At 39.4% G+C, this 25,571-nt stretch carries 20 protein-coding genes and 1 tRNA gene; 1 reads left to right on the forward strand and 20 read right to left on the reverse strand.

Annotated features, from left to right (window positions below; genetic code table 11):
* Positions 1-12: 12 nt before the first annotated feature.
* The 8 genes from NTHER_RS11860 to NTHER_RS11895 form a co-directional block, all read right to left on the reverse strand.
* Positions 13-216 carry a hypothetical protein gene (locus NTHER_RS11860; protein WP_012448753.1) on the reverse strand — a complete coding sequence of 68 codons (204 nt, stop codon included), beginning with the start codon at positions 214-216 and terminating at the stop codon, positions 13-15.
* Positions 217-487: 271 nt separating this feature from the next.
* Positions 488-564 (reverse strand) — tRNA-Trp (locus NTHER_RS11865).
* A gap of 334 nt (positions 565-898) precedes the next feature.
* Positions 899-2,605, reverse strand: a complete 1,707-nt coding sequence (locus NTHER_RS11870) for an aldehyde ferredoxin oxidoreductase C-terminal domain-containing protein (RefSeq protein WP_012448754.1) — start codon at positions 2,603-2,605, stop codon at positions 899-901.
* An 84-nt stretch (positions 2,606-2,689) separates the two neighbouring features.
* Positions 2,690-2,926 (reverse strand): glutaredoxin family protein, encoded by a 237-nt coding sequence (locus NTHER_RS11875; RefSeq protein WP_012448755.1) that lies wholly within the window; start codon positions 2,924-2,926, stop codon positions 2,690-2,692.
* An 85-nt stretch (positions 2,927-3,011) separates the two neighbouring features.
* Positions 3,012-4,085 (reverse strand): spore photoproduct lyase, encoded by a 1,074-nt coding sequence (splB, locus tag NTHER_RS11880; protein WP_012448756.1) that lies wholly within the window; start codon positions 4,083-4,085, stop codon positions 3,012-3,014.
* Between the two features lie 238 nt (positions 4,086-4,323).
* On the reverse strand, positions 4,324-5,331 hold the full coding sequence (gene gap / locus NTHER_RS11885) for a type I glyceraldehyde-3-phosphate dehydrogenase (RefSeq protein ID WP_012448757.1): 1,008 nt from the start codon (positions 5,329-5,331) through the stop codon (positions 4,324-4,326).
* Positions 5,332-5,575: 244 nt separating this feature from the next.
* A complete protein-coding gene (locus NTHER_RS11890; protein WP_012448758.1) occupies positions 5,576-6,970 on the reverse strand; it encodes an MATE family efflux transporter in 1,395 nt (464 codons plus the stop codon).
* A gap of 138 nt (positions 6,971-7,108) precedes the next feature.
* Positions 7,109-8,773, reverse strand: coding sequence for a hypothetical protein (locus NTHER_RS11895; protein WP_012448759.1), 1,665 nt, complete (start codon positions 8,771-8,773; stop codon positions 7,109-7,111).
* 259 nt (positions 8,774-9,032) lie between these two features.
* Here NTHER_RS11895 and NTHER_RS11900 point away from each other — a divergent pair, with 259 nt between their 5' ends.
* Positions 9,033-10,052, forward strand: a complete 1,020-nt coding sequence (locus tag NTHER_RS11900; protein WP_041367147.1) for a metal-dependent hydrolase — start codon at positions 9,033-9,035, stop codon at positions 10,050-10,052.
* Positions 10,053-10,249: 197 nt separating this feature from the next.
* Here the strand turns inward: NTHER_RS11900 and NTHER_RS11905 are convergent, their stop codons facing one another.
* The 12 genes from NTHER_RS11905 to NTHER_RS11965 form a co-directional block, all read right to left on the reverse strand.
* Entirely contained in the window at positions 10,250-11,443 is a 1,194-nt protein-coding gene (locus tag NTHER_RS11905; protein ID WP_012448761.1) for a DUF3048 domain-containing protein, read from the reverse strand.
* Between the two features lie 133 nt (positions 11,444-11,576).
* A complete protein-coding gene (locus NTHER_RS11910; RefSeq protein WP_012448762.1) occupies positions 11,577-12,491 on the reverse strand; it encodes a bifunctional enoyl-CoA hydratase/phosphate acetyltransferase in 915 nt (304 codons plus the stop codon).
* Positions 12,492-12,537: 46 nt separating this feature from the next.
* Positions 12,538-13,596, reverse strand: coding sequence for a butyrate kinase (gene buk, locus NTHER_RS11915; RefSeq protein WP_012448763.1), 1,059 nt, complete (start codon positions 13,594-13,596; stop codon positions 12,538-12,540).
* 41 nt (positions 13,597-13,637) lie between these two features.
* A complete protein-coding gene (locus tag NTHER_RS11920) occupies positions 13,638-14,714 on the reverse strand; it encodes a Leu/Phe/Val dehydrogenase (RefSeq protein WP_012448764.1) in 1,077 nt (358 codons plus the stop codon).
* Between the two features lie 109 nt (positions 14,715-14,823).
* Positions 14,824-15,750 carry a LysR family transcriptional regulator gene (locus NTHER_RS11925; RefSeq protein WP_012448765.1) on the reverse strand — a complete coding sequence of 309 codons (927 nt, stop codon included), beginning with the start codon at positions 15,748-15,750 and terminating at the stop codon, positions 14,824-14,826.
* Positions 15,751-15,792: 42 nt separating this feature from the next.
* Positions 15,793-17,034, reverse strand: a complete 1,242-nt coding sequence (thiI, locus tag NTHER_RS11930; protein WP_012448766.1) for a tRNA uracil 4-sulfurtransferase ThiI — start codon at positions 17,032-17,034, stop codon at positions 15,793-15,795.
* Between the two features lie 4 nt (positions 17,035-17,038).
* On the reverse strand, positions 17,039-18,205 hold the full coding sequence (locus tag NTHER_RS11935) for a cysteine desulfurase family protein (RefSeq protein WP_012448767.1): 1,167 nt from the start codon (positions 18,203-18,205) through the stop codon (positions 17,039-17,041).
* Between the two features lie 253 nt (positions 18,206-18,458).
* The gene (locus tag NTHER_RS11940; protein WP_012448768.1) at positions 18,459-19,454 is read right to left on the reverse strand and encodes an oxidoreductase; all 996 of its coding nucleotides are present in this window, start codon (positions 19,452-19,454) and stop codon (positions 18,459-18,461) included.
* 217 nt (positions 19,455-19,671) lie between these two features.
* A complete protein-coding gene (locus tag NTHER_RS11950) occupies positions 19,672-20,802 on the reverse strand; it encodes a ParM/StbA family protein (RefSeq protein ID WP_012448769.1) in 1,131 nt (376 codons plus the stop codon).
* Between the two features lie 191 nt (positions 20,803-20,993).
* Complete coding sequence (murJ, locus tag NTHER_RS11955) at positions 20,994-22,538, reverse strand: murein biosynthesis integral membrane protein MurJ (RefSeq protein ID WP_012448770.1); 1,545 nt, start codon at positions 22,536-22,538, stop codon at positions 20,994-20,996.
* 163 nt (positions 22,539-22,701) lie between these two features.
* Positions 22,702-24,084: a tRNA nucleotidyltransferase/poly(A) polymerase family protein gene (locus NTHER_RS11960; protein ID WP_012448772.1), complete on the reverse strand. Its 1,383-nt coding sequence runs from the start codon at positions 24,082-24,084 to the stop codon at positions 22,702-22,704.
* Between the two features lie 56 nt (positions 24,085-24,140).
* Positions 24,141-25,544 carry an MATE family efflux transporter gene (locus NTHER_RS11965; protein ID WP_012448773.1) on the reverse strand — a complete coding sequence of 468 codons (1,404 nt, stop codon included), beginning with the start codon at positions 25,542-25,544 and terminating at the stop codon, positions 24,141-24,143.
* Between the last annotated feature and the right edge of the window lie 27 nt (positions 25,545-25,571).

A 25,571-nucleotide genomic window follows, 5' to 3' on the forward strand; every position in this document is an offset into this window, starting at 1 on the left:
CGCCATGAGACATTAACCAGCAGAATCCTTAAAATAATTTTTCGATTTATGTGGAATCACTGGAGATTGTTGATCTCTTTCCAACGCCTCCATTTCCTCATCTAACTCCATAATTTTTACAAGTAAATCACTCTTAGCTTCTCCTGTCGCAGACAGGAATTGCTCGTATAGCGCTTCACGTTCCTTTTTAAGTAATTGCCAATGCCTATGTTCCATGGTCCATCCCTCCTTGAAATTGATTTATATAGACCTTCTAGTTCACTTGTTTGTTCTATGCTTTCACTTTTCTATTATAAAGTGAATCGTTTCACTCATTTCACTTTCCATTATAACCTTTATTAAGTAGTTTGTAAACAGTTTTTTAAAAATTGTTTGACTTTTTTAAATATTATAACCTATAAAAACTATGTCTATACATAGGCTTTTTTCTGGCTATTTTGAGCACCAATCATTTATGTGAATTATATAACAAGAAAAGCTTAAAAATTGGCAGGGGAGACAGGACTCGAACCCGCAACCTTCGGCTTTGGAGGCCGCTGCTCTGCCAAATTGAGCTACTCCCCTACCTTCTGACAACTATAAGTTGTTCTAAGATCAAGGCAGTTTTTCTCCCCTGCCGATTTATATAATAACATATTTTTATAAAATTTCAAAGTCCCTTTATATAAAATTTTCTAATTGGATACACCTTAATACACTGGATTTGACTGGAATCCTTCTAGACATGTAAAACTAATTCATCCTTAAAAGCTGCAACTGGATCTATGGCCTTGAAGTAATATCTACAGAAGAAGCCGTAAAAAAATCCAAGGTGAACAATACCGGGCATGGAACTGGGAACAACCCGATAAACTTAAGTTTACCCAGAAACCATGCCCAGGATGTATGAAAATCTAAATTAAGAAAAATCAGGGAAATCATCAAATACTCTCTGTAATTCATCTTTATCTATATCGAAACTAGCCCCGGAGTCGGGATTTTCTTCTTTTCTAAAAAACTCAGGTAAATCGTCATAGGCTTTTGTAATGCCAGCTTGTTCATTAAACCTTTTTTCCCATGCAAGAACTTTTCGTCCCAATTCCATTAAATCATCTTCTGTAATATCAAAGTCCAGTCTAGCATTTACCAAGTCAGCTAATAGATGCCTTTTTTTGCCAATTGATGGTGCCAAGAATACACACATGCCCAGAGTATCCATGGCAGCTACAAAGGGTTGCAAGCTTTTAGAAGCTTCTACCTGGCCTTCCTTTTTAGAATGTTTTAATGGCGCTCTGACAGTATTTCCCGCTGTGTGGTCAGCACCCATTGGGCTGGTTGCGTAAGTAACCCCTAAACCTTTAATACTACGGGGGTCATAAGCGGGTAAGCCTTGCCCTTTAACGACAGGGACTCGCTTGGCCCCCAATACTTTTCCAAAAACCTTGGCACCTGAAGCAATTAATCTTCCTAAAAGAGTATTTTCTTGAATTTCATTGAGCATGTCCATAACACTTTCAAAATCACCGAATTCACATAATCCTTCTTCCATGGCAACACCCATAGTTGCTCCAAACTCAATGGTATCTACTCCCACATCATTGCACTTATAATTAATCCTGGCTATCTGATCCAGGGAATCAATTCCCAGGTTTGAGCCCACAAGACCAATGGTTTCATATTCTAAAGGGGCCACTAAGGTATTACCTTCCTCATCGGGGAAAATATTGGAACACCGAATTACACAGGTATCCATACAGCTATGGGAAGTTTTACCTTCACCACCGCGATTAATAATTTCTTCATACATTTTCTGACCTGAAATATTGTCACTTCCCTCAAAGCTACCTCTAGAAAAGTTTTTTGTAGGAAGAGCTCCCAAGCCATCGGTCACTTTAACCAGAGCAGAAGTTCCGTATTTGCGATAATTAGCTGTAGTATCGGCATTTGCTACAATTCTAGAAAAATCTTTGGCCATTTCCTGATATTGCTCTTTTTTGCGTAACGCCAGTTCATCACTTTGTGAATCATCTAAAACTATAGCTTTAATTCCTTTTAGTCCCATGACAGCACCCATACCTCCACGTCCGTTAACTCGGCTGGGAGCTTCGTCACAATCAGTATTAGATACACAGGCTGAAAGTACCCCGTATTCTGCTGCAGGACCAACAGATATTAATCCGGCACCAGGATATTTGTCCAGTAGTTGTTTAGCTGTTTCGTAGTTTCCTAGACCTTGCAGTTCATCGGCCGCTTCAAAAGAAACACCTTTGTCATTAATCACCATAATCAGCTGATCCTGGGCTTGTCCTTCCAAAATTATTCCTCGATAACCTAGCCGTGCTAGCCGATCAGCACTGGTGCCACCGGCATTACTTTCCTTGATCCCTCCCGTTAAGGGACTTTTAGCACCAATGGATAAACGCCCACTGCTGGTTAACTTGGTGCCAGCAAAAATGCCACCTGCTATTACAAGCTTGTTTTCTTCACTTAGGGGGTCAATAGCCGGATCAACTTCCTGTGACAGGATTTTAGCCACCATTCCTCTGCCACCTAGAAGTGCATCTTCTCCTGTAATTTCTTCAGTGTTAATCTCTCTCTTCGTCAAGTCTACCCTTAATAATTTCATGTGAATATCACCCCTGATTTTCATGATAAATCTATCACAGCTTTTTAATACTAAATAGGTAATTTTACTAAAGCTGCAGCCAAGTTAAAGCTGCAGCAAACGGTCGTATTCTTCCTTATCAAAACCCACTATATAGTCATCACCTATCTTGGCAATAGGTACTACCATCTGCCCTGTTTCTTCAGCCATTCTTTTACGGGCTTCATCATCTTGAGATATATCATGTTCCACATAATCCACGCCCTGTTCTTCCAGGTATGATTTCACCTGTTTACACGCCGGGCATGTAGGTGTTGTAAACAGCTCCACCTTTTCTGACACCTAAATTCCTCCTTTTGAAAAGTCATTAGTATCTTAAATTCACAATACTGATTGATACTGATTACATAATATCACATTCTATAGTTTAAACAAAATAAACAATTTCCCCACCGGGAAACAGTTTCTTAATTTCGTCATTGAAAAATCTTTGTAAATCTTCCATATCTTCCTTATGATAGACGTATTTACCATATCCAAATTGACCGTATTTAAATCGACGTTTTGATTCGTCCATAGGTAAACCGTGATGAGGAAAAATCTCTTCGATATTTTGTTTGGCTCTTGCAGTAAACCTGTGTGTTATCAATTCAAAGGGTATTTCACTTTGAGCATCTAATCCAGATTTTAATAATTCTTCCCGCAAATTCTCCAAAAGATGTCTATACTCTTTGCGATAGCCAGGAGTTAACATTATTGGGGCAATGATAAAACCAATGGGATATCCAGCCCGGTAAACTTTACCAGCAGCTTCTATCCTTTGATACAAACCCGGTGTTCCTTGTTCGTATTCTTTTATAACCCGATCAGTATTCAAACTAAACCTTATTCTAGTCTTTTTATTATGTTCTAAGTCCAGGAGTGAATCCACATTGGTAAATTTAGTAACAAAACGAAATCTCCCCAGGTCTTCACGGGCAAAAAATTCTATACTTTTTCGCAAATTACCAGTCAAACCCTCGACAGGTAATGGATCGGAAGTAGCAGCTCCCTCAAAAACCGTCTCCTCTGGGGCACCTTTATCAATATAATTCTTTGCTTTAGCTAAAATGTCGTCAATATTGACATAAACCCTGAGATATGGTTTCTTTCCCAGGGTGGTATTTAAGTAGCAGTACTTGCATAGGCCGGGACAGCTAGTGGACAGTGGCAGCTGATAATGAGCCGAGGGTTTACAAGTTTGAAAGTCCTTAGATTTTCTAACACCTACTACCAGAGTCCGTTTAGCCTCCCGATAACCCTCCTCCCTGGTATCACCCGGTATTCCAGTCACCCTTTGATGAGTTTTAATAATTTTAATAGGAACTCCTTCCTTGTCAAACTTTTCCTTGATCCCCTTGCCAATCGGATATTCTAGAGCTCCTTGTTCTATATAAACTCTGTTGGGAATGAATTGGGGGATGATACTCTCGGGGTCAACTTTTTTTGTGGGGGTTTTCATGGTTTATAACCTCCTGTTTTAATTGACAGTACATTTCAATTTAGTTTCAATTTGAGTATCTTTATTATTCACAATTATTATCTAACTTAACTATAGAAGCTATTCATCCTGTAGTTTATGTAATAAAAATTGGCGCTGGACAACATCCAACTTTAATACAGTCTAAAACCAAAAAAAAGCCATCCCGGAAGTAAAATTGAATCCGGAATGGCTTACAAACTGACTTATCTGATGTTTATTAACTGTTGTTTCCAATATATGCGGCTAAGTCAATTACTCGTCGGGCATAAGCCCATTCATTATCATACCAGGCCACAGCTTTAACCATGTTGTCCTGAACAACCATAGTCGAAATGGCATCTACTACCGCAGATTCAGTACTTCCCTTATAATCCATAGATACTAAGGGTTCATCACTATACCCCAAGATGCCATCTAATTCTTCCTCACTAGCCTCTTTAAATTTCTCATTGACTTGATCCCGAGTTACTGTGTCTTTATTTACAGTACAAGCCAAATCAACAATACTCACAGTAGGTGTGGGAACCCTCATGGCATAACCATCGATTTTTCCTTCTAATTGAGGAAGCACTGAGGACACTGCCTTTGCAGCACCAGTAGTTGTTGGGATAATAGATTCAGCCGCCGCTCTTCCTCGACGTAAATCCTTATGTGGTAAATCTAAAAGCTGTTGATCGTTAGTATAAGAGTGGACAGTAGTCATTAAAGCTTTTTCAATGCCGAAAGCTTCATCAAGCACCTTGACAACTGGAGCTACGCAATTTGTGGTACAACTGGCTTTGGATATAATTCGATGCTCATTGGGATTATAATCATTTTCGTTAACTCCCATTACAATTGTAATATCTTCATTTTTGGCTGGTGCAGTAATAATAACTCTATCAGCCCCAGCGTCTAGATGACGTTTAGCTCCATCCCGATCTCTGAAAATCCCTGTAGCTTCCAAAACTATATCCACATCCAGCTGATCCCAAGGCAATTTTTCAGGTTCCTTTTCATTTAATACTTTCACCCTATTTCCGTCGACGACAAGTTCATCACCCTCAGTCTTTAATTCCCCTTGGAATGGGCCGTACAGGGAATCGTACTTGAATAAGTGGCTGAGAGTATTGATATCTGCCAGGTCATTTACTGCCACTACTTCTACCTGCTTGTTATTCAAACTATTTCGCAGGCAATGACGTCCAATTCTTCCAAAACCATTAATGGCTACTCTCACAGTCATGTTAATCCCTCCTCAAAATTATTATATCCTTACAAAGACTTTTTAATAACTTGCGGGTCAATGTTTGCCCCGTAGTCCAAAATTCGACCCTGAGTAGGTAAAAAAAATACCCCGTAGTTTTGTAACTTCTTTACTAGACATCTGTAAACTTATTATAGACCCGAATTTATTTCACTGGTAATTATATCAAATTTTCCGAAAAAAAGCCAGGGGTATCATTTTAAGTTATTTATGAGCCGTAAAATCAGGAGCCTGTAGAATAGGCTTTTAATTTGGCCTCTTTCCAGGTACCTCGCTTAAAAGCTGTTGCTACCAAGACGGCCTGTAGGATAAAGGTAGCATTCATGCTTATCCAGACACCAGTTGACTGAAGGTTTAAAGGAAAGGCCAAAAGATAAGCCAAGGGAACTCGAATTCCCAACCAAGAAATCACAGTCAAATAAAAGGGCACTAGGGTATAACCCGCTCCTTGCATACCTTTGGATAAAATCACACCCAAAGCATGGAAAGGTTCTGCCACGGCAATGATTCTAATAAAAGCAGTGCCGATCTCTATAACTTCAGATTCTTCTGCAAAAAAACTCATGATTTGAGGAGCAAAAATAAAATTAATCAGGGCAATGGCAGACATTAAAATGCTGCCAACCCTACTTGCAGTCCAACCACATTGCTCCGCCCTTTTAGGGTTTTCATTACCTAAGTTCATACCAACCATGGTAGTAGTTGCCTGACCTATGGCAATACCCGGCATAATAGCAAATTGATTTACTTTCATACCCACTGGAAAAGCGGCTGCAGCAAAACCACCGGCTGCAGTCCTTGTGATCATGCTGACAAGAAGTAAAGTACTGATATTGCGGCTCATACCCTGAAAAGCGGTAGGCATCCCAATACGCAGTATTTCCTTAATTTCCTCGAAAGAAAATTTCAATACATGGCTCAGACGTATTCTGATAGCATAGTGTCCTTTATTTAAAACAACAATACCCAGAACTGTACCAACTAACCTGCTGAATGCGCTTGCTACAGCTGCACCAATCACACCCAGTTCTGGGAAAAACCATAATCCGTATATCAAGAAAAAGTTACCTATCAGATTTATCCCATTAACGGCTATATTAATGTAAAGAGGAGTTCTAGTGTCTCCCAATCCGTGAAAAATTGCTTTACACATAAAGTTTCCCATGAAGAAAACTATCCCCAGAAAGAACACTTGCATATAAGGAACTCCCAGGGCCATAACTCCTGGTTTGGCTCCCATTAATGTCAGAAGCAAACGAGAACTAAGAATCCCAACTGGAGTCATAACAAGGGCAAATAATAATACCAGGGTCATTGCTTGCCCAGCAGCACTTTCTGCATGTTCATAATTTTTCTCGCCTAGTTTTCGGGCGACAACAGCAACGGCTCCTGCCTGAATAGCCAAAACCATTACCAGGATAATCATAATTACCTGTCGGCCAATGCCCACTGCAGCAATAGCTTCATGACCCAGGTGATTTACCATGCGCAGATCTGCCATGCCCATGGTCACATGAAGTAGCGACTGCAAGACAATGGGCCAGGCCAAATAACAGACACTGTGTAAAAGATTGCCCTCTAAAATACGTTCTCTTCTTGTCATGGTAGACTTAGCCATATAGAACCCGCCCGTTTCAAAAAATTATTTCGATATCCTAAATATATTTAATCATGACAAATGTCATGATGTCAAAACAAAATATTACAAAGCTAAAGGTCTGATACCAGATCTAAAAAAATAGGCCCCATTTAGGGCCTATAGATCAAAGTCTTCCGGATTTTTTCTTAAGTCCAAACCTCTTTTTAAATTAGTTGCTGCCACGTTTAAACTGCGCTTACCAAGCCCAATAAAGAAAGGATGTTTTTTCAGTGTTTCCAAATCGCCGTCTCCCATCCGCATGATAGCCAGGACAGCAGTTCGATAGACCTTGGCCCTGCCCCGCTTTTTGTTGAAATCGGCAGCCATTAAGAGGGCTTTCTTGTAATATTCCAAGTTAGGAGCTATTAGCTCTTCAATTATTTTCGAATAGATAGTCTCTACTCCCTCCTGAGTAGCAATAGGCACGAAAGTCCCGTCTTTTTCCTTTTGCCTCAGGATAAAATCATCCATGAGCTCGTAGATGTAGGGATGATGTAGAAACCATTCTTGGAATTCCGATTGATTGTGAAGCTGCCATAAATCTTTTTCCCTTGGCGATTTGCTACCCGCTAGTACTTCTTTAACAATATCGTCTTCCAGATAAGGTGTATAGCTTTCTTCTTTAAGCCATTCCGGAGTCATGAAGTGACGCCAGAAAGCAAATTCCGGGGGTCGCTGATTACCCTTGATATGATTGGCATAAAGGGCATCACAAAAGATAGACCGGGCATAATCAGAGTCTATAGACATGATAGTCCCATCTTCCCGATATTCTTTAATCAGGCCCCTATATTCTTCAATGGACATCTTGTGATATCCCCAGCAATCTCTAACACCTTCATCCAAGTTGAGCATAAAGTTGACTACTACAACACCTTGGCCACTTTTTCCCCAACGCCTGGCAAAGGTTACTATCCGGTTACCATGTCCGTCTATTTGAGAAACGGCACCTTCATAAAATTCCCCAAGTTTAGCCAGTTCTTTATCAAAGAAGGATCTATAATCTATCAGGTCTTCAATTCCCTTCATGGTCAAACGATTGATTTCTCGATGGATTTCCTGGTGTAAGAACTGTCTGTCCATATCATTTCCCAACTGGCGTAGGGCTGCTTTTCCTTCTGGTGTTTCCTGCTCTCCCAGGATTTTAACTGCCTTTAAAGCTAGATCCCTTTCATCCAGATAGGCAATGGATTCTAAAAAAGGCACTAGTTCGGTATCTTCTTCCCTGGCTAAATCTTCCATTAAAGTATCCTGGGTTGCCGGTGATAGTTCTATCATTTCTGATAATACCTGAGGAATAATTTGTGAATTCTCACCTATCTGCCTAATCAAAGTTTGACGCGCTTCTCGAATAGCTCTTTCCGGGTCATTAAAGACCTCATTGTATGAAAACACTTCGGGGCGAAAACCTAAAAAGTCCATAACCTTTAACAAATAATTTTTGTTGCGGTCTGGAATTTGTGGGTCAAATAACATCCCAAATAAATTGTCCCCTAATTCCTGTTTATTTTCCATCATCATTAACACTTGACTAAGGACATTGGCTTCTTGAGCTTCTGCTTTTCTGAAGCGTTCAGATATCACTCGATAAACGTGTTCTTCCATTTTATGCATGCGTTTAGCTACTGCTTGTAACTCCTCCATGTCGTGTTCCTGTTTTAAAAGTTTTTCAATTAATTTATCTACCTCGTGACGGTACATAAAGGTATAGTCAACTTTGTTATTGTCTTGGCTAAATTTTTGATCAGTCTCTTGATTCTCAAACTTTCTGTCTCTGTTCATGGTTTCTTCCTCTCCTTCATAAAGAATCCTGTACTTTCTTTATAGGTAAATTTATTTATCTCCCGTTTTATATTTGTTCCTATCTAAAAAATTATATCATAAATACATAATCAGTAAACAAGGAAATTGACATAAATTTGCACTTAAATTCGATAAAAATGACAATGCTTGTCAAATTTTTTGTACTATTACATAAATTGCCGCTTCCATTTCAGACATTTCATGGTATAATTATATTGCTTTAGAGGAGGTGATGCAGGTGGATCCAGTAACTCATTTAGTAGTTAACACAGGCATATATACTGCTGTATCTGATAAAGGGCTTTCATTAGATAATCCCGAACTACTGGTAGCCTCAGTAGGCGCCTTAATTCCCGATGGAGATGCAATTTTTCAAATTTTTGGCCATATTCCTTATCTAAAAAATCACAGGGGAGTAAGCCATTCAATCCTAGGAGGATTATTTTTATCCGCCCTGACGGCTATGATTTTTAGTTTTATCTTTGCTCATAGTTTCTTTATTCTTTGGGCATATGGAATGCTGGGAGTTTCCACCCATTTATTTTTGGACTGGTGTAATTCTTACGGAGTCAAGTTGTTTTGGCCCTTGTCATCAAAAATGTATTCCGGTAATCTTCTGGTTGTAATTGAACCTATACTTGTTGCCCTATCTTTAATAATGATATTTTCATTTTCTTACAGTTATGCCATTGATTTCTCGGGTTACACGGGCCACGCTGCGTACCCCGGATATGTAATATATTCCAATCTTGGTTGGATAGCCCTAGGCCTTATGGCAGTATACCTGTTTGCCAGGTATATTTCCAGAGTAAATTTCACTCGTTATCTCAAGGCTAATTTTTCAGCAGGGGACTTGCAGCGCCTAGTAGTATTACCGGCGTCTACCAGTTTATTTCACTGGGATTTTATTGCCGAAACAAGTCACAGTGTCTATATCGGACAAGCCCCAATATTTAGACGAGTTTTTTGGATAAAAGAGAAACTTTCTAAAAAAATCGAAAAAGAAATGGACAAACTATTTGTTAATAAGGCATTAAACAGTAAAATCGGAAAATTATTTCGCGAATTTACACCTTATTATCTGGTCAAGCACAAGCGTACTCCTGATGACAAACATTTGGTGATATTTATAGATTTGCGCTATCACATGGGTAAACGCTTCCTTCATCAGGCAAGTGTCCGGTTTAAAAAGCAGGGTTCTATGGAAGAAGCTTTATTCCACCCTTATCATCCGGAACGAAAAATTCCAGTTGATTAATGATTTGAACTGACCAAAAAAATCTTAACTAATTAACTAATTAACTATAAAAAGCCCCGGGCTAAGTCTTGATTGTACTCTGTCTAGACTACCAGCCGGGGCTTTTTTTATAACAGTTATAAGCATTTAACTTTGATATATTCCCACAGTCAAACAGTGGGCTTTCTGCTGCTGTTTTGCATAATACACAGCCATTACTAATAACTAATTTCTGTCCCGTAGGGTACAATATTTATCCAGGTTAAACCAGGACGTAATTCCAGAGGTTCTTCCGTTTCCGCGTGATAAAATTCGGTGGGTTCGTCGTGGTCATCCTTTTCCCAAGTCAAGGGCACAACTTTACCATCTGCTAGATATTTGGCCTCTCCTTCTCCTATCATTCCTAGCCTGCGTCTTCCTTGATCGTCTATTACTCTAGAATCCACATATTGGATTATCAGATCCTGAGCAGTAATTTGCTCTTCATCTGCCTGGTCAACATGGGGGTCTTCATTGATATACCGCTGATAATTTCGATCTTCTTCGTTATACTGATATTCCACAAGATTACCCCTACCGTAATTGATTGTTATTTCTTCTGCAGATTCCACCTCTGCTTGACCCGCTTCAGTAGCTATAAAACTGGTTTTTATATCGGTATGGTCCTTTTCGTCATCCTTTTCTGTAACTGCTATAGCATGATTTATAAATTCTTTGGAAAACTCTTCGTTGTATGTAATAAAATTGTCCCGCTGGCCCTCAGGGCGGTATCCTCTAGATTCGGCCGCTTCCAATAAATTTTCTATATTTGTATAAGCATTAAAAGGAGCCCGGCGATCCTCTGAGCGCCAAAAATAACTCGCATCACCATATTCATTTAGAGTAGCAACATTTTTGTCCCTGATTTTGTTCATCACCGGCTGATAGCCCTGGATATGGGCGTACAAAGCATCATGTTCTAGAGCCAAAGTGACGAGATAGTACCTAGCCGAGCGAATCGGGCCTATTTTTTCCGAGTGCTGATGTTTGAATACAGCCTGAAGCCTAGTTAGACTACCTTCTGCCGGAGCTTCATACATTATACAAGCAGAATTTATCCCGGACTGGGGTCGCTCATTGGCAGTGTTTCCATAGGTTACTGTCACCGGTCGTGACAGCTCCTTTTCTTCGTCTTCCATTTCTCCTCCACAGTATTCACAACGAGGAACTTCTACAAGTTCCAACTCAGGGTCAGGCTCTTCCTTTTCCTTTTCTTCTTCTTTTTCCGGAATAGATGGTTCTGCAGCCTCATCGTCACTTAATATGGCATATAAACCGCCGGTAACCAGCAGGACTAAAATCAGCGACGTAATCGCCAGGGGGAGCTTTTTGAGTTTGAGTTTTTTCTTTTTCCTTTTGTAATTTCGTGCCATTTTTTACCACCTTCCACGTGACTAGCCTGGTACGAAAATTCCCTATAAGAAACTAACAAGGAACTCACACATTAAGTAACTTTAAATAACTTTTAGTAACCTTTGTAGACTAGCTTATTTTAGTTAGATTATATTATGCATTCCCCTGGCTGGCAAGAGCCCCTAGTGCCATAGATGTCATTTTACTTCTGACACTGTCAGCCCTGGAGGTCAAAACAATGGGCACCTGGGCACCAACAACCATACCTGCCATGGTGCCACCGCCCAAAAAGGTGATAGATTTGCCTAATAAATTACCACTCTCTATATCAGGAACCAGTAAAATATCGGCTTTTCCGGCAACAGGACTAGTAATCCCTTTGTGTTTGGCTGCATTTTCATCAATGGCATTGTCCAGTGCCAAAGGACCATCTATCCAGGCACCTTTAATCTGGCTTCTTTCCTGCATTTTTGCAAGATTGGCACCATCAATGGTAGCTTCCATTTTCGGATTTACTGTTTCAACAGCTGCCAGGACTGCAACTTTAGGTTCTTTTATCCCCAATGCTCTGACAAATTCCACAGAATTCTTAATAATCACTTCTTTATCCTCTAAGGCGGGGTTGGGGTTAATACCACCATCAGTCATGAAAAAGACCCGGGGATAAGTTTCAATTTCAAAAGCACCTATATGACTTAAAGTTCTACCGGTTCTCAGACCATATTCTTGGTGCAGAACCTCCTTTAAGAAGTCTTTTGTTGATACTAAACCTTTCATTAAGTAGTTGGCATCTCCTTGAGACACCTCTTTTACAGCTAACTCCGCTGCATGTCTTGGATTTTTGGCATCTATAACTGAAATAGCCTGAAGCTGATCCATCCCCATCTTTTGGCGTAATTTTTCAATCTTTTCTCCATCACCCACCAGGGAAAACTCTAAATTTAAATTATCCTTAATGGCTTGTTTAACCGCTTCTAAAACATGTTCATCTTCGGCTGCAGCCACACTCAATTTAACAGGATTCATTTTTCTGGCACTAGCCAGCAATTCTGAAAAATCCTTGTACATAGTGTTCCCCCTTTACATTCCAGGATATACTTTTATTTAACTTTTATTAGTAAATATTTGGCTGTTCTTTTCCTGACAGGACTCGATAAGCCCCCAGGGCCAAAGCCTCTAATTCCCGTTCACCGGGAACAATTTTCACAGGAGCTATAAAGTCCACTCTTTTCTGAATTTTGCCAATAATGTACTTGGAGTTTGCCATACCACCAGTAATAACTATAGCATCCACCTGACCTTCCAGAACAGTTGCCATAGCCCCGATTTCCTTACTTATCTGATAAATCATGGCATCTATTACCAGCTTGGCTCGCTCGTCACCACTTTTTGCCTGTTCTTCCACTTTAGAGACATCCTTTGTCCCCATATAAGAGTAAATTCCGCCTTCTTTGATCACTTTTTTAACCATTTCCTCTTCACTGTAGCGCCCTGAGTAACAGAGTCTTACTAAATTATAGGCAGGAAGAGTACCAGCTCTTTCTGTAGCGAAGGGGCCTTCATTATTGGCATTGTTTACATCAATCATTTTTCCATTTTTATGAGGAGCTACTGAAATACCACTGCCCAAGTGACAGACAATCAAATTGACATCAAAATAAGATTTACCCATGTTTTCTGCAACTTCACGAGCTACAGCTTTCATATTAAGAGCATGGGATTGGCTTATCCTTTCCAGGTCCTTCAAACCCGAAAGGCGGGCTACTTCTTCAAATTCATCCACAGCTACCGGATCTACTATATAGGCAGGTATATTGAGTTCATCCCTTAAACTGTCAGCCATAATGGCACCCAAATTGGAAGCATGTTCACCGTAACGGGCTTTTTTAAGATCGTCAACCATTTTTTCATTAATTTCAAAAGTGCCTCCAGGGACTGGTTTTAACAGTCCTCCCCTGGCAACTACTGCATCTAGCTCATGAAGCTCCCAACCTCCTTCTTGGACGGCTTCTTTCACATGACCTAAACGGTATTCGAACTGATCTGCCAATTCTGAAAATTTTTCTAGCTCCTCACTATCATGACGAACAGTCTTTTCCAGTTTGGATTGCTCCTTTTCATAAAGGGCAATCTTCGTAGAAGTTGATCCCGGATTGATTACTAGTATTTTCAAATTAACTCCCTCCTTCAAGCCAAATTTTACCGCTAATTATATTAACCCATGTAATTAGATTGCAATCCTTTAACTGTTGCTATTCGCTCCTCAACCAGTTTATCGGAAGCTTCTTGTGGAGTGATGTTTTCTTCCCGGGAGATTTTGAATACCTGCAATAAAATATCATAAATACGTTCTGTCTTTTTTCTGATCCTGTCTTTATTATGACCACCAATCTCATCCGAAACCTGTATTAGCCCACCAGCATTAACAATATAATCTGGAGCATAAAGAATACCTTTATCAAACAACATGCGGCCATGTTTTTCTTCTTTTAACTGGTTATTGGCTGCCCCTGCTATAATTGAACATTTTAATTTTTCCACAGTAAAATCATTGATGACAGCTCCCAGAGCATTAGGGCTAAATATATCACAGTCAACTTCGTATATCGCATCAGGTTCTACCATTTCGACACTTGAATGTCGCTCTTTGACTTGATTAATATTATCTTTGCTGATGTCAGTGGCAATTATATGAGCTCCTTCTTCCATTAGGAAATCAACCAAATTTTGACCAACCTTACCCAAGCCCTGAATGGCAATTTTCTTTCCTTCTAGATTAACCTGGCCAAAATGTTCTTTAACACAGGCTTTAATGCCCATCAAAGTTCCAAAAGCTGTATTTATAGCTGAGTTGCCACTGCCTCCGAACTCTTCAGGTAAACCCACAAAATAATCCGATTCGCGATATGAGTGCACAAAATCATCGGGTACTGTTCCAACATCGGTACCGGTATAGTAGCGGCCTTTCATAGTTCCAACAAATCGCCCCAAGGCCCTAAACATACCTTCAGACTTGTCCTTTTCAGGGTCGCCGATTATAACAGTTTTACCACCACCGTAATCTACTTCGGAAATACTGCACTTATAAGTCATCCCTTTGGAAAGGCGTAACACATCGTCTAGAGCTTCTTCCTCGGTTTCGTATGGAAGCATTCTGCAACCACCTAAAGCGGGACCTAGAGTAGTATCATGTACTGCAATGATGGCTTTTAACCCGGTAGTCTTGTCGTAATTAAAGATTACCTGCTCATGACCGTGCTTCTCCATCTCTTCAAAAATTTTCACACTCATTAGAGTACCTCCTTATATTTTGGTAAATATTAGTCCCTTCATGGAAAAGAATACCAAACTTTTTGACTATTTTCCACCTTCACGCTTTTTGGACCAATAACAATATTTTTTAACAAAAGCAATATTCTTCATTAATCAGTAGTTCAAAAAATTCTCTGTGAAGAAAATCTTTCAATCTGGAAGGATGATATAGAAGTGTGTAAGGATGATAAAACTCAACCCCTTCTACTACAAGGGAAGATAACGCTTCATAAACCAAATCCTGTTTAAAAGCATTTTTAGGTAGGATGGACAGGCCTTTTCCAGTTTTAACTGCATTGATAATAGCACAAGAGTTGTTCAACTCCATATTCATATTTAGTCTAGATGGGTCTAAACCTTGATTAGTTAGTGTTTGTTCAATAGTTTTTCTAATCCCGGAACTTTTTTCTCTCAAAATTAAATCTTGATTAAAAAGTTCTTCTATTGTAATAAAATCCCGCTTGGCCCAGGGGGGTCCATAGGGGGCTAGTACATTCAATCTATCGTACAACAACCGCTTAGTTTGAATCCCACTTATTTTGAATTCTTCCCGTAGTTCTTTGTCTACAGGACCTTCAATTATTCCCATTCCAACTTTATCTTCCATCACCAAATTGGCTACTTCTTCACTATTAGTTATCTTCATTTTGATGTCATATTGAGGATAACGTTTTTTAAAGTTAAATATACTACAGGGCAGAGCATGATTACCTATAGTGGAAGAAGCACCAATATATAATTTTTTAGTGCCTTCACCGGCGTGCTCCCTAATTTTATTACTCATACTCTTAAATAAACTGGTAAATCTTTTACCTTCTTCATAGAGGGTTTCCCCGGCAGGTGTCAATTTAACCCCTTTAGAAGATCTTTCTACCAGGGAAACCTGAAAATACTTTTCTAGACAATTAATTTGTGCACTTAGGGCAGGTTGACTAATGTGTAGCTTGTTAGCAGCTTTAGTAATACTGCCTTCTTCCACTACGACAAAAAAGGAATCAAAATAATCTAGATTCATATGTCCCCTCCTTCTATTCTACTCCTCTCCCATCAGATGAACTTAAACATCAAAGGTCAATTCTTCCTCTGTAATGTCCTGATAAGGTTCAAAATACTTAATTTCAGTTTTCTCCAGGGATTCTTCCACCAGTTCCTCAAAGTTCAGTTTGCTTATTTCCCTCTTAGTTTGTTCCAGACTAGGACGAGTTTTAGGATTTTTAGGTAAAAACAATGTACAGCAGTCCTCATAAGGACGGATAGATATATCGTAGGTGCCAATAGTTTCAGCCTTGCTCATGATCTCTTTTTTATCCAATCCAGCCAGGGGACGCAAAATGGGAAGGTTTACAACATCTTGACTGACTGCATGCATACTTTCAAGGGTTTGGCTAGCTACCTGCCCAACATTTTCACCCGTGACCACTGTCATTGCTTGTTCTTTCTGAGCCATTCGATTAGCTATATAAAACATGAATCTGCGCATTACTGTAACCCACATGCTTTCACTGCAGTAATTCTGAATGGCTTTTTGGATATCGGTGAAGTGATTGGTAATCAACTTAAAGCCACCTGTTGGACCTGTACCGTAACGTGAAAGAACTTGGGAGATATCTTCAACTTTTTTTAAAGCCCGCTGACTGGTAAAGGGGTAACTGTGAAAATGAAGACCAACTACTTGAATCCCTCTTTTCATGGCAAGCCATCCTGCAACAGGACTGTCTATACCTCCAGATAACATTAACACTCCTTTACCAGTAGTACCAATAGGTAGACCACCATGTCCTGGAATTTTTTCCGTAAAAATATAGGTCCCATCTTCTCTAATTTCTACCTGAAGAAGAATCTGTGGTTGCTTTACATCTACCTTCAGACCTGGAACATGGTCCAGTATGTGTGCACCCAAAATCTGATTCATTTCCATGGAATTTTTGGAAAATAATTTATCAGCTCGGCGACAATCCACTTTAAAAGAAACCTGATTTTGTGGGCTTATACTATCCATGTGATTTTTAAAGACTTGTAAAGCCGTCTTTTTGATGACTTCCAAATCGGACTCCACTTTTACGGCAGGGCTGACGGTTTCGATTCCAAAGACCCTGGTCACCCTGTCTAAAACTCTAGTCAATTCATCACTACTACCACTTAGAGGTATATACATGCGTCCCTGGGTAGATTTAATCTTACCTATCTCTAAATCTTTTAAGGCTGACTGCATATTTTTTACCAAGCTCTTTTCAAAATACGATCTGTTTTTACCCTTTAAGCCTATTTCACCGTAACGAATCAGTAAATAGTTGTACATATTATCACCTCCGGCCATATTGCTTTAACTCTTGATAAACTCCTATCACCTGATCTGCCGCATAATCTATTTCATCCATGGTATGATGATATGAAAAGCTCAATCTAATGGTACCTTCTCTAAAATCATCTGGAATTTTCATAGCTTTTAACACATGACTTTCACCTTCTTTATTAGAAGTACAGGCAGACCCAGCGGATACATACACACCTCTTTTTTCCAGGGCGTGAATCATAACTTCCGCTTTGACTCCAGAAAATGCCAGAGACATGATATAGGGAACACCTTCCTGAATTTCAGGACCTATCAGCATGACTTCATTTCCTAGTTTTAAGGTGATTTTATCATATAAGTGTTTTTTCAAAGAATAGAGTTCTTTAAATTGTTCCCTGTTCTTTAGCATTTTTTCCAGAGCTTTTCCCATACCTGTTATTCCAGGGACATTTTCTGTTCCTGGTCGCAAGTCCTGTTCCTGACCACCACCATAGAACAAAGGTTTTAATCTGGTTCTAGGAGAAATATACAGACTACCCACACCCTTGGGGCCATGAAATTTATGGGCACTTACAGTCAACAGATCAATTCCCCAGTCCTCGGGAGCAAGCTCAATTTTACCAACTGCCTGTACGGCATCACAATGAAATACAGGTTTATGCGAAACGTCCTTAACCAGTTTCGCTGCTTCTTTGACCGGTTGAATCGTCCCCGTTTCGTTATTGACGGCCTGAATACTGACTAAAATAGTATCGTCATTAACAGCTTGTTGCAATTGGTAAAGGTCAATTATACCTTTATGATCAACTGGCAGATAAGTGACTTGATATCCCTGATCTTCTAAACTGTTAAAAACTTCTAAAACCGAGGGATGTTCCACTTCTGTAGTTATCAGATGATTACCTTGCCTGTTTTCTCGATAAGCCACACCTCTAATAGCCAGATTGTTAGCTTCGGTACCTCCAGAAGTAAATATTAGCTCACCCTGTGAGGCTTTCAGAGCTTTCATTAAAAAAGAGCGTACTTTCGTAATATTATCTTCAGCGGTAACACCTAAACCATGCAAAGAACTAGGATTACCATACCCTTCTGTCATTATTTTATAAACAACATCAGCCACTTCTTTATCAACTTTGGTTGTAGCACTATTATCCAGATAAATTTTTCTTGACCCCATGATTGACACCTCAATTTTAATAAATTGTAGAGAATTAGTTTCTCATTTAAATAGCTGAATTTACCTTAATTATACTATAAGTTATATTAATAGAAAAATCTATCCGGACTAGTGCTCTTTAACAATGCCAAAACTTGCATAATTAGTTCAATTGAAAATTTGACATGAAGACTTTACTGTATTAATACTGAAATATAATAGCACCTACATTTAAAAAAAGGCCCTACTGCGGACCTTATCTATATCTATCTATTTACTTACGATTAATCAATTCTTGCTTAGCCATATAAGGCCAGTCAGGCCTAGATAACAGGGCTCTTCCCACTCCTACAAAATCAAGGCCTTCTTCTTCTATTACCTCATTGGCATATTGTGGGCTGCTGATGCCGCCTGCAACCATGACAGGTTGAGTCAGGTTCTGTTTAATTTCCACAGCTATGGGAACAAAGTAGCCTTGACTCCTTGTGTGACCACGATATCCCCCATGACCACCGGAAACGTCTATAATATCTACACCATTTCGGACTAGCTCTTTTGCTATCCAAATGGCATCGGGCATAGTCAACCCTTTATCATATCCATCCGTAGCGCCTAAACGATACAGGAGTAACTTATTTCCCACAACCTCTTTAAGATCACTGGCTACTTCCAGAGAGAGTCGGGCTCGATTTTTTCGAGAACCTCCGTATTTATCCTGGCGAAAATTCGTCAAAGGTGAATTAAATTGATTTAACAAAAACCCATGGGCTCCATGAATTTCTACACCATCAAAACCAGCCTCCATAGCCCGTTCCGTAGCTTTGATAAAATCTGCCTTAACTTGGGCTATCTCCCCTAAAGTCATCTGGCGGGGGGTTACTTCCTGTGTAACATTAGGGGCTAGTACACCAGAAGGTGATAAAAGTTCGCTTTTATCTTTGGAATACGCCTTTGCTCCGCCATGATTTAGCTGGAGTATGGCAACGGCTCCAGTGTTTTTTATGGATGATGCCAAGCGACTTAAACCTTCAACCTTATCGTCATCAGCAGCTGACAGTTGATGTCTACTACATCGTCCATTTTCAGAAATAAATGCAGGTTCCACTATCACCCCTGCCAGGCCCTCTTTTGCCCTGTCTAAATAATATTCGACATTTTTATCTGTGACTTGTCCTTGTTCAGTTGCTTTCTCACTCACCATTGGCGGCATAATAATTCTATTCTTAAAAAGAAAATCTTTTACTTTTTTGGGCTCAAAGAGCGCAGTCACTTGTTAACCCCCCAATTTTTTTCAAATTTTAAATCTTCCTTGAGAAAAATATCACAAAACCTTTCGCGTTTGTGTATTCTACAAGTTGAGTTTAATCTCCTGTCAGTTGTATGGAAATTTGAAAAAAATTACGTAATAAAATCCGCCCCTGTGATTACGCACGATGGGGCGGAAATTGATAAAAGATGGCTAATTAAGAAATATACTGCTTAAGAATTTAAGCATTAAATAAATTATTAGCTAATTTTTGATAACCTCTGACATTGGCAGTTTGAGGATCTTCAACCAAAACCAGGTTGGGAAACTTATCCTTTAGATAAGGATACAGCATTTCTCCACCACCGCCAGTTAACAGTAATGTGTCAAAATCCCTATAATCCCATTTTGATTCTATTTCTACACTTATTTTATCCGATACAGTTTGCAGGGCTTCTCTAACCCATGATGAGATATCTTCCGACTTACCGGCCACCATGATTTTTTGACTGTTAATACAGTCATCTAATTGATGCTCTTCCCGGTCAATTTTAAATTCATGGCGGAGTTTTTCGTTCACAAGCCGATTTACATTGCTCAGACCTGTAGTAGTAGAAAAGCTCAGGGGATTAATAAACTCCATACCGTCACTAACAGCCAGGTCAGTAGTTTTAAACCCGATATCTACGATGCCAATTTTACTATCAGTCAAGTCTCGATCAACTACCTTACCCACACTGTTCAACACCTGATCATACAAAGTTCCAAAAGGTTGTGGCAGGGTAGTGACTTCTTCAATCTGAAATGATCGCTCCTGAGTCTTTCCACCTATTTTCATTTTGGTTTTAAATTCACCATTCAGAGTTGATTCCCATTCCTCTGCAAAGGCAGCATAAAAGTTGGTAGGAAGTCCAGTAACCAGGTTAAATCCTTGCTTATCCCAACTACTCAATAAACTGAGAGCAGTTAACATAAGCACCCGGGCGTTTTTATCCTGGGATCTATCTTTACCTAAACTTCGGGATGCCACTTCACTCTGTCTGATAGCCAAATCACCTATAAAAAAATGCTCGTCACCAATCTTAATTTGCAGATCATCTAAAGGATTTAAATCAAGTTGAAGGGCACTTTTATATTTTTGTGAATTTCCGTAACCCACCACACTGGGAAACATTTTTGGTTCTTTTCCATCGATAAATTTAACATATCCGTAACCAAGATCTATCCCGACATTTTTAACTGAACGATCAAAAGCATCATCACCACCTAGATGATGCTCCTCCTCTTCTGATATTACCTCATCTTCTTCAGATATACCATCAGAAAATCTTCGCCTTTTGCGATCTTTATCAGGAATTGAACCCCAGACCACATTACCACCCCCGAAAAAATAAGACTCTTTTCTACATATTTTACCAAAAGAAAATGGGGCTTTAATGCTACTAAAGCCCCATTTAAATAAATTTTCTATAAATTAAAAGTCCTTATCTTATTCGAATCATTCATCGGTGTTGTCTAATTATGTTCATTTATTTCTAATTATGTCCATCATGTTTATCAATGTCATTTTCGGAATCGGTTGAGAGCTTTTATCAACATATCTTTGGCTATATCCATTTCTTCGACTTGCAATGCCCTACAGATCGCTAAATAAGCAGAGCCACCAAAGATAGTCGGTATCACAAGCCTCCAGATAGCTGCTGTACCTTCCGGTAAAATTAAATTGACTCCGTAGAGAATAGTTCCCATGGTTCCCGCGGCCAGTAACATTTTGAGCCCATTTACTGTAAATGACCTTAAACCAAAGGGTCCTAGGAAGCGCCGGACACTAATAAATAATAAAACTACTCCGATGGTCATGGATATACTGGTAGCAAAGGCCAGTCCTCCGTGCCCCAAAGGGCCGACTAAGAGAAAATTCAATCCGATATTGATAAAAACCGAGATAGTAGCAATCCTGATAGGAGTTTTTGTATCTTGATAAGAGTAAAACACCCGATTGATAATTTCCCTTAATGATATTGAAAGCATTCCCAGAGAGTAAAAAAACAAAGCAAAGGCTGTGCGCTCCGTCGCTGTTGCATCAAATTCTCCCCGTTCAAATAACACCCTGATAATTGGCTCTCTTAAAACCAGGGCACCTATCATCATAGGTAGAATTAAAAAGACAAGACTGGATAAACCGCTTACCATGGTTTCTTTAACCCTGTTTACATTACCCTTGGCAGCAAACTGGCTGAAAGATGGATACAGTACAGTTGCCACTGCCATGACAAAAATTCCGTGAGGTAATGTAAATATCTTAGATGCATAGTTTAAAGCAGATATACTACCCTCTTCCAAGTTAGAAGCCAGCATTCTATCTACCAACTTATTTAACTGAAGAACCATATTACCAAAAAGGATGGGAAGCATTAAGTAAAAACTTCGCTTAACCAGGGGATGAAAAGGTTTCAGTTTATCAATTAAAGGCACTTTTAATTTGCGAGCTTTCGGATACAAGATAAAAAAGTTCATGGAAAAACCGATTAAACTGCCCACTGTTACCATTTCTATCCCGTAAGTTGGACCTAATATCAAGATAAAGGCTATAATAATCACATTTTGAAATACACCTACGGACACGGGAATCAAGAATTCATTATGTGAATGTAAAATCCCCTTTAAGACACCACCAGCAGCTAAAAAGACTATTACAGGAAGCATGATTCTAGTTAGCAGAATAGATAATTCACGCACTTCCCCTGTAAAACCAGGACTGATTACGGAAATTAGCTGAGGAGTAAAAAGCAGGGCCACAGTTACAATGATACTGCTTAAACCCACCATAATTTTGAAAAAAGTACTGACAAAGGAGTTCACTTCATGTTTGTTGTCTAACCTGGCTTCAGTATAGAGTGGTATAAATGTCGTAGCAATGGATGCTCCCAGGGAAGCAAATAGTATCTGCGGTATCATAATGGCAATTAAAAAAGCATCAGTTTCAAAAGTGGCTCCAAATTCTCTGGCCAGGGCCATTTCCCTGAGAAATCCAAACACCTTACTCAGTAATGATACTATAGTCATAGCACCGGCTGCTTTTATAGCTTGGCCTCGATTTAATGTCAATTCATCTCACTCTCCCCGATTAAACTGCAACACTTATAGCTTACCATATTAACTGCTCAGTTAACAGAAATTAGCCATAAAATTTATTATAAAACTTTTTCCTGTTATTTTATTCACGGCTCTGTTATACTTCGTTGTTAATACTGTAAAATTTTCAATAGCTTTATTCATAATTTGATTCCCCCGATTCATCGCCAATCAATTTTTGATAGTGCAAGTCCTGAAGAGCTTGTTTCAACCAGGGGCCAGGGTCTTTTCCGCTATGCTCTAACAACCAGTTGCCATCATACTTTTCCTTAATCTGCTTATATCTTGTAATCAGTAAAGGAATGATTTGTGCTTCTTTCTTCAAGCTCAGCTTGATTACTCCCTCCATATCCCTGGAATTATTAAATTCAACATTGGAACTACTATTAAATTCCTGAACTTGAGTCCTGGCAAAATTCAACAACCATCCCAGAGACTCTAATTTTAACCAGGTACTATCCCTGAATTTAACCAGTTCTCGGGCATAAAAACGGTAGCGACATTTAGAACAGACATTTACAGGGATTTGCTGCCTTCCCCTTAAAACTCCTTCTTGTAAGCTCTTTAAGGATTTAGGTAAAGTCAATTCTTCATAAAAATTAAATCCTGCTAAGTCCCATAATAAAAAAGCCAGTTCAAATCTGTTTATTTGTGGGTATGTTTTGGACCAGGACCAGCTGTCTAACAACATTTCCAAGATAGATGATAGCGTAATTAGATTATTTTGTCTGAAATTAATATGCTCATCAAAGCCCAGTACTTGCATTAACTGAAGGAGCTGAGCCTGACGCTGTAAAGAACTATTCGAAGCCCAAATAGCTTTCATTTCATGATAAATTCTTTCCTGGGCTATCTGGCCATAAATATCAGACCAGGAATATTCACCTTCTTCAATTAGGTTTAAAATTTCCCTAGATAAGTCATAGCCTAAGACAAAAAATCTGAATGCTCTCAAACATCTTAGGGGGTCATTTTCCATAATACGTTGGGATACTGGCCTGACAACCTTATGTTTTAGGTCTAATTTCCCCTGAAAGGGATCGATTATTAACTGTTCCATTTTTTTAGTGCTATTAGGAATTTTAAACAGGAGTTCAGACCCTTCGTCTACTGATCCTTGCTTCGGATTTGGTTTTACTATCATTTTGTCGAGGGATAAAGCCATTGCATTGATGGTAAAATCCCTACACCCCAAATCTTCTTGCAAGTCCCTGCCCTTCAAAGGCATTAGATCGACAAAAATCTTTGTTTCCGGTTCAGCAGGTATGAACCTGAATATTTGCCTGCCTTGATCCAGAATGATAAATTTATCCCCTTTATCAGATCTCCTTTGGGATAACTGTAAATTCTCTACAATAACCTCTAAGTCCTCCCGATTAAAGACAAGATCCAGATCAACGGGGATTTTGCCGCTAAGGAGATCTCGAAGACTGCCACCCACGAGAAAACCCTTTCCAATTAGCTTTGCCCCTGATCGATCTATTAAACTATTTAAAGCAATTTCCAGATTATAAGTCATCTAAATTTTCTCCTTAAACCTGATCTGTGTTAAAACTCCTCTTTATCTTATTTACCCTATTCCTGAACCTGTATCTTGCGATACAGCCAGGTCCCCTTTTGGTACCAGTAATATAAAATTGCTATCTCTATTCCAATAGAAATAGTAATAGCCCACCAGATACCATTAGTTCCTATTTCCATATGGAAAGCCATTAGATAAGCCAGAGAAAGTTTGACTATCCAATTAGATATAAAGGCGGCCACCATACCCGGAACCGTGTCACCTGCTCCTTTAAAAGTCCCTACAAAAGCCCGGATTGGACCTGCAAATAAAAGGCCCAGGGCAATAATTCGCAGATAGTTGACACCCATCTCTACAGCCAATTGGGATTCAGTAATAAATAAATCCATAATCGGCCGTGCCAGGACAAAGTAAACCAAAGCTATAGCACCTTGAAATAAAAATCCGATTATAATACTTTTTCTAGATATACTTCTAGTATAGTCCAGATCTCCTGTACCTAGTCCCTGTCCTACCATGGTAGTAGTGGCCACCATTAGACCTGCTGATACTATAAAAGCATAAGACAGGGCCCGTTGACCCACGCCAAAAGCTGCAATGGCATCATCACCAAAGATAGAGACCATGTACATTAATATCATACCCGTCAATGGTCTGGATATGGCTTGAACTCCAGCCGGAAATCCGATAGCCATGATATTTCTTGCTATAGACCTATTAAACTGAAAATCACTTACCTTAATAGCCGGCAACTTATTGGTCCGGAAAAACCAACGCCCCAATATTAACAGGGCCAGGGAATTGGAGACCAAAGTAGCTACCCCGGCTCCCATGACTTCTAAGCGCGGGGCAGGACCCAGGCCCAGGATAAAAACTGGATTAAGAATAATATTTAAGCCATTGGCAAAAAATAGCATCTTCATTGGTGTCTTAGTATCTCCAGCACCCTGAAACGATGCACTCATAACAATATACAAAAATAGAATGAACATACCCACAGCCATGATTCTAAGATAGGCAGTTCCAGAAGCCAGGATCTGTTCATCTTGAGTAAATAAACTCAAAAAAGGTGCCGAAAAGTAGATTAACAAAGAAGATACCAACAGAGATAACAACAAGGCAAACAGTCCTGAATGGAGAATGGTATTTTTAACCTTTCCTGGTTCTTCGGCACCGATAAATCTTGCTACCATGGATACTGTACCTACATTAATGACTTCAGATATTGTGATCAATAGCCAAAAGATATTGCCCGACAAGGAAATAGCTGCAACGGCATAATCCCCCAAACGACCTACGAAAAAAGTATCGGCTACTGCCAGGGTGGAGTGAAGCATCATCCCCAACATTACCGGCCAACTGAGTTTCCACAGGTTTCTTAAGATATTTTCTCTGTCAGGGGCAATTCTCCCTTCTAAACTATTACCGGGACTGCTTTGCTTTTCTTCAGGCTCCATTTTCACATCACCACACGGGATCTCATT

It is taken from the genome of Natranaerobius thermophilus JW/NM-WN-LF (assembly GCF_000020005.1).
Lineage (GTDB): Bacteria > Bacillota > Natranaerobiia > Natranaerobiales > Natranaerobiaceae > Natranaerobius > Natranaerobius thermophilus.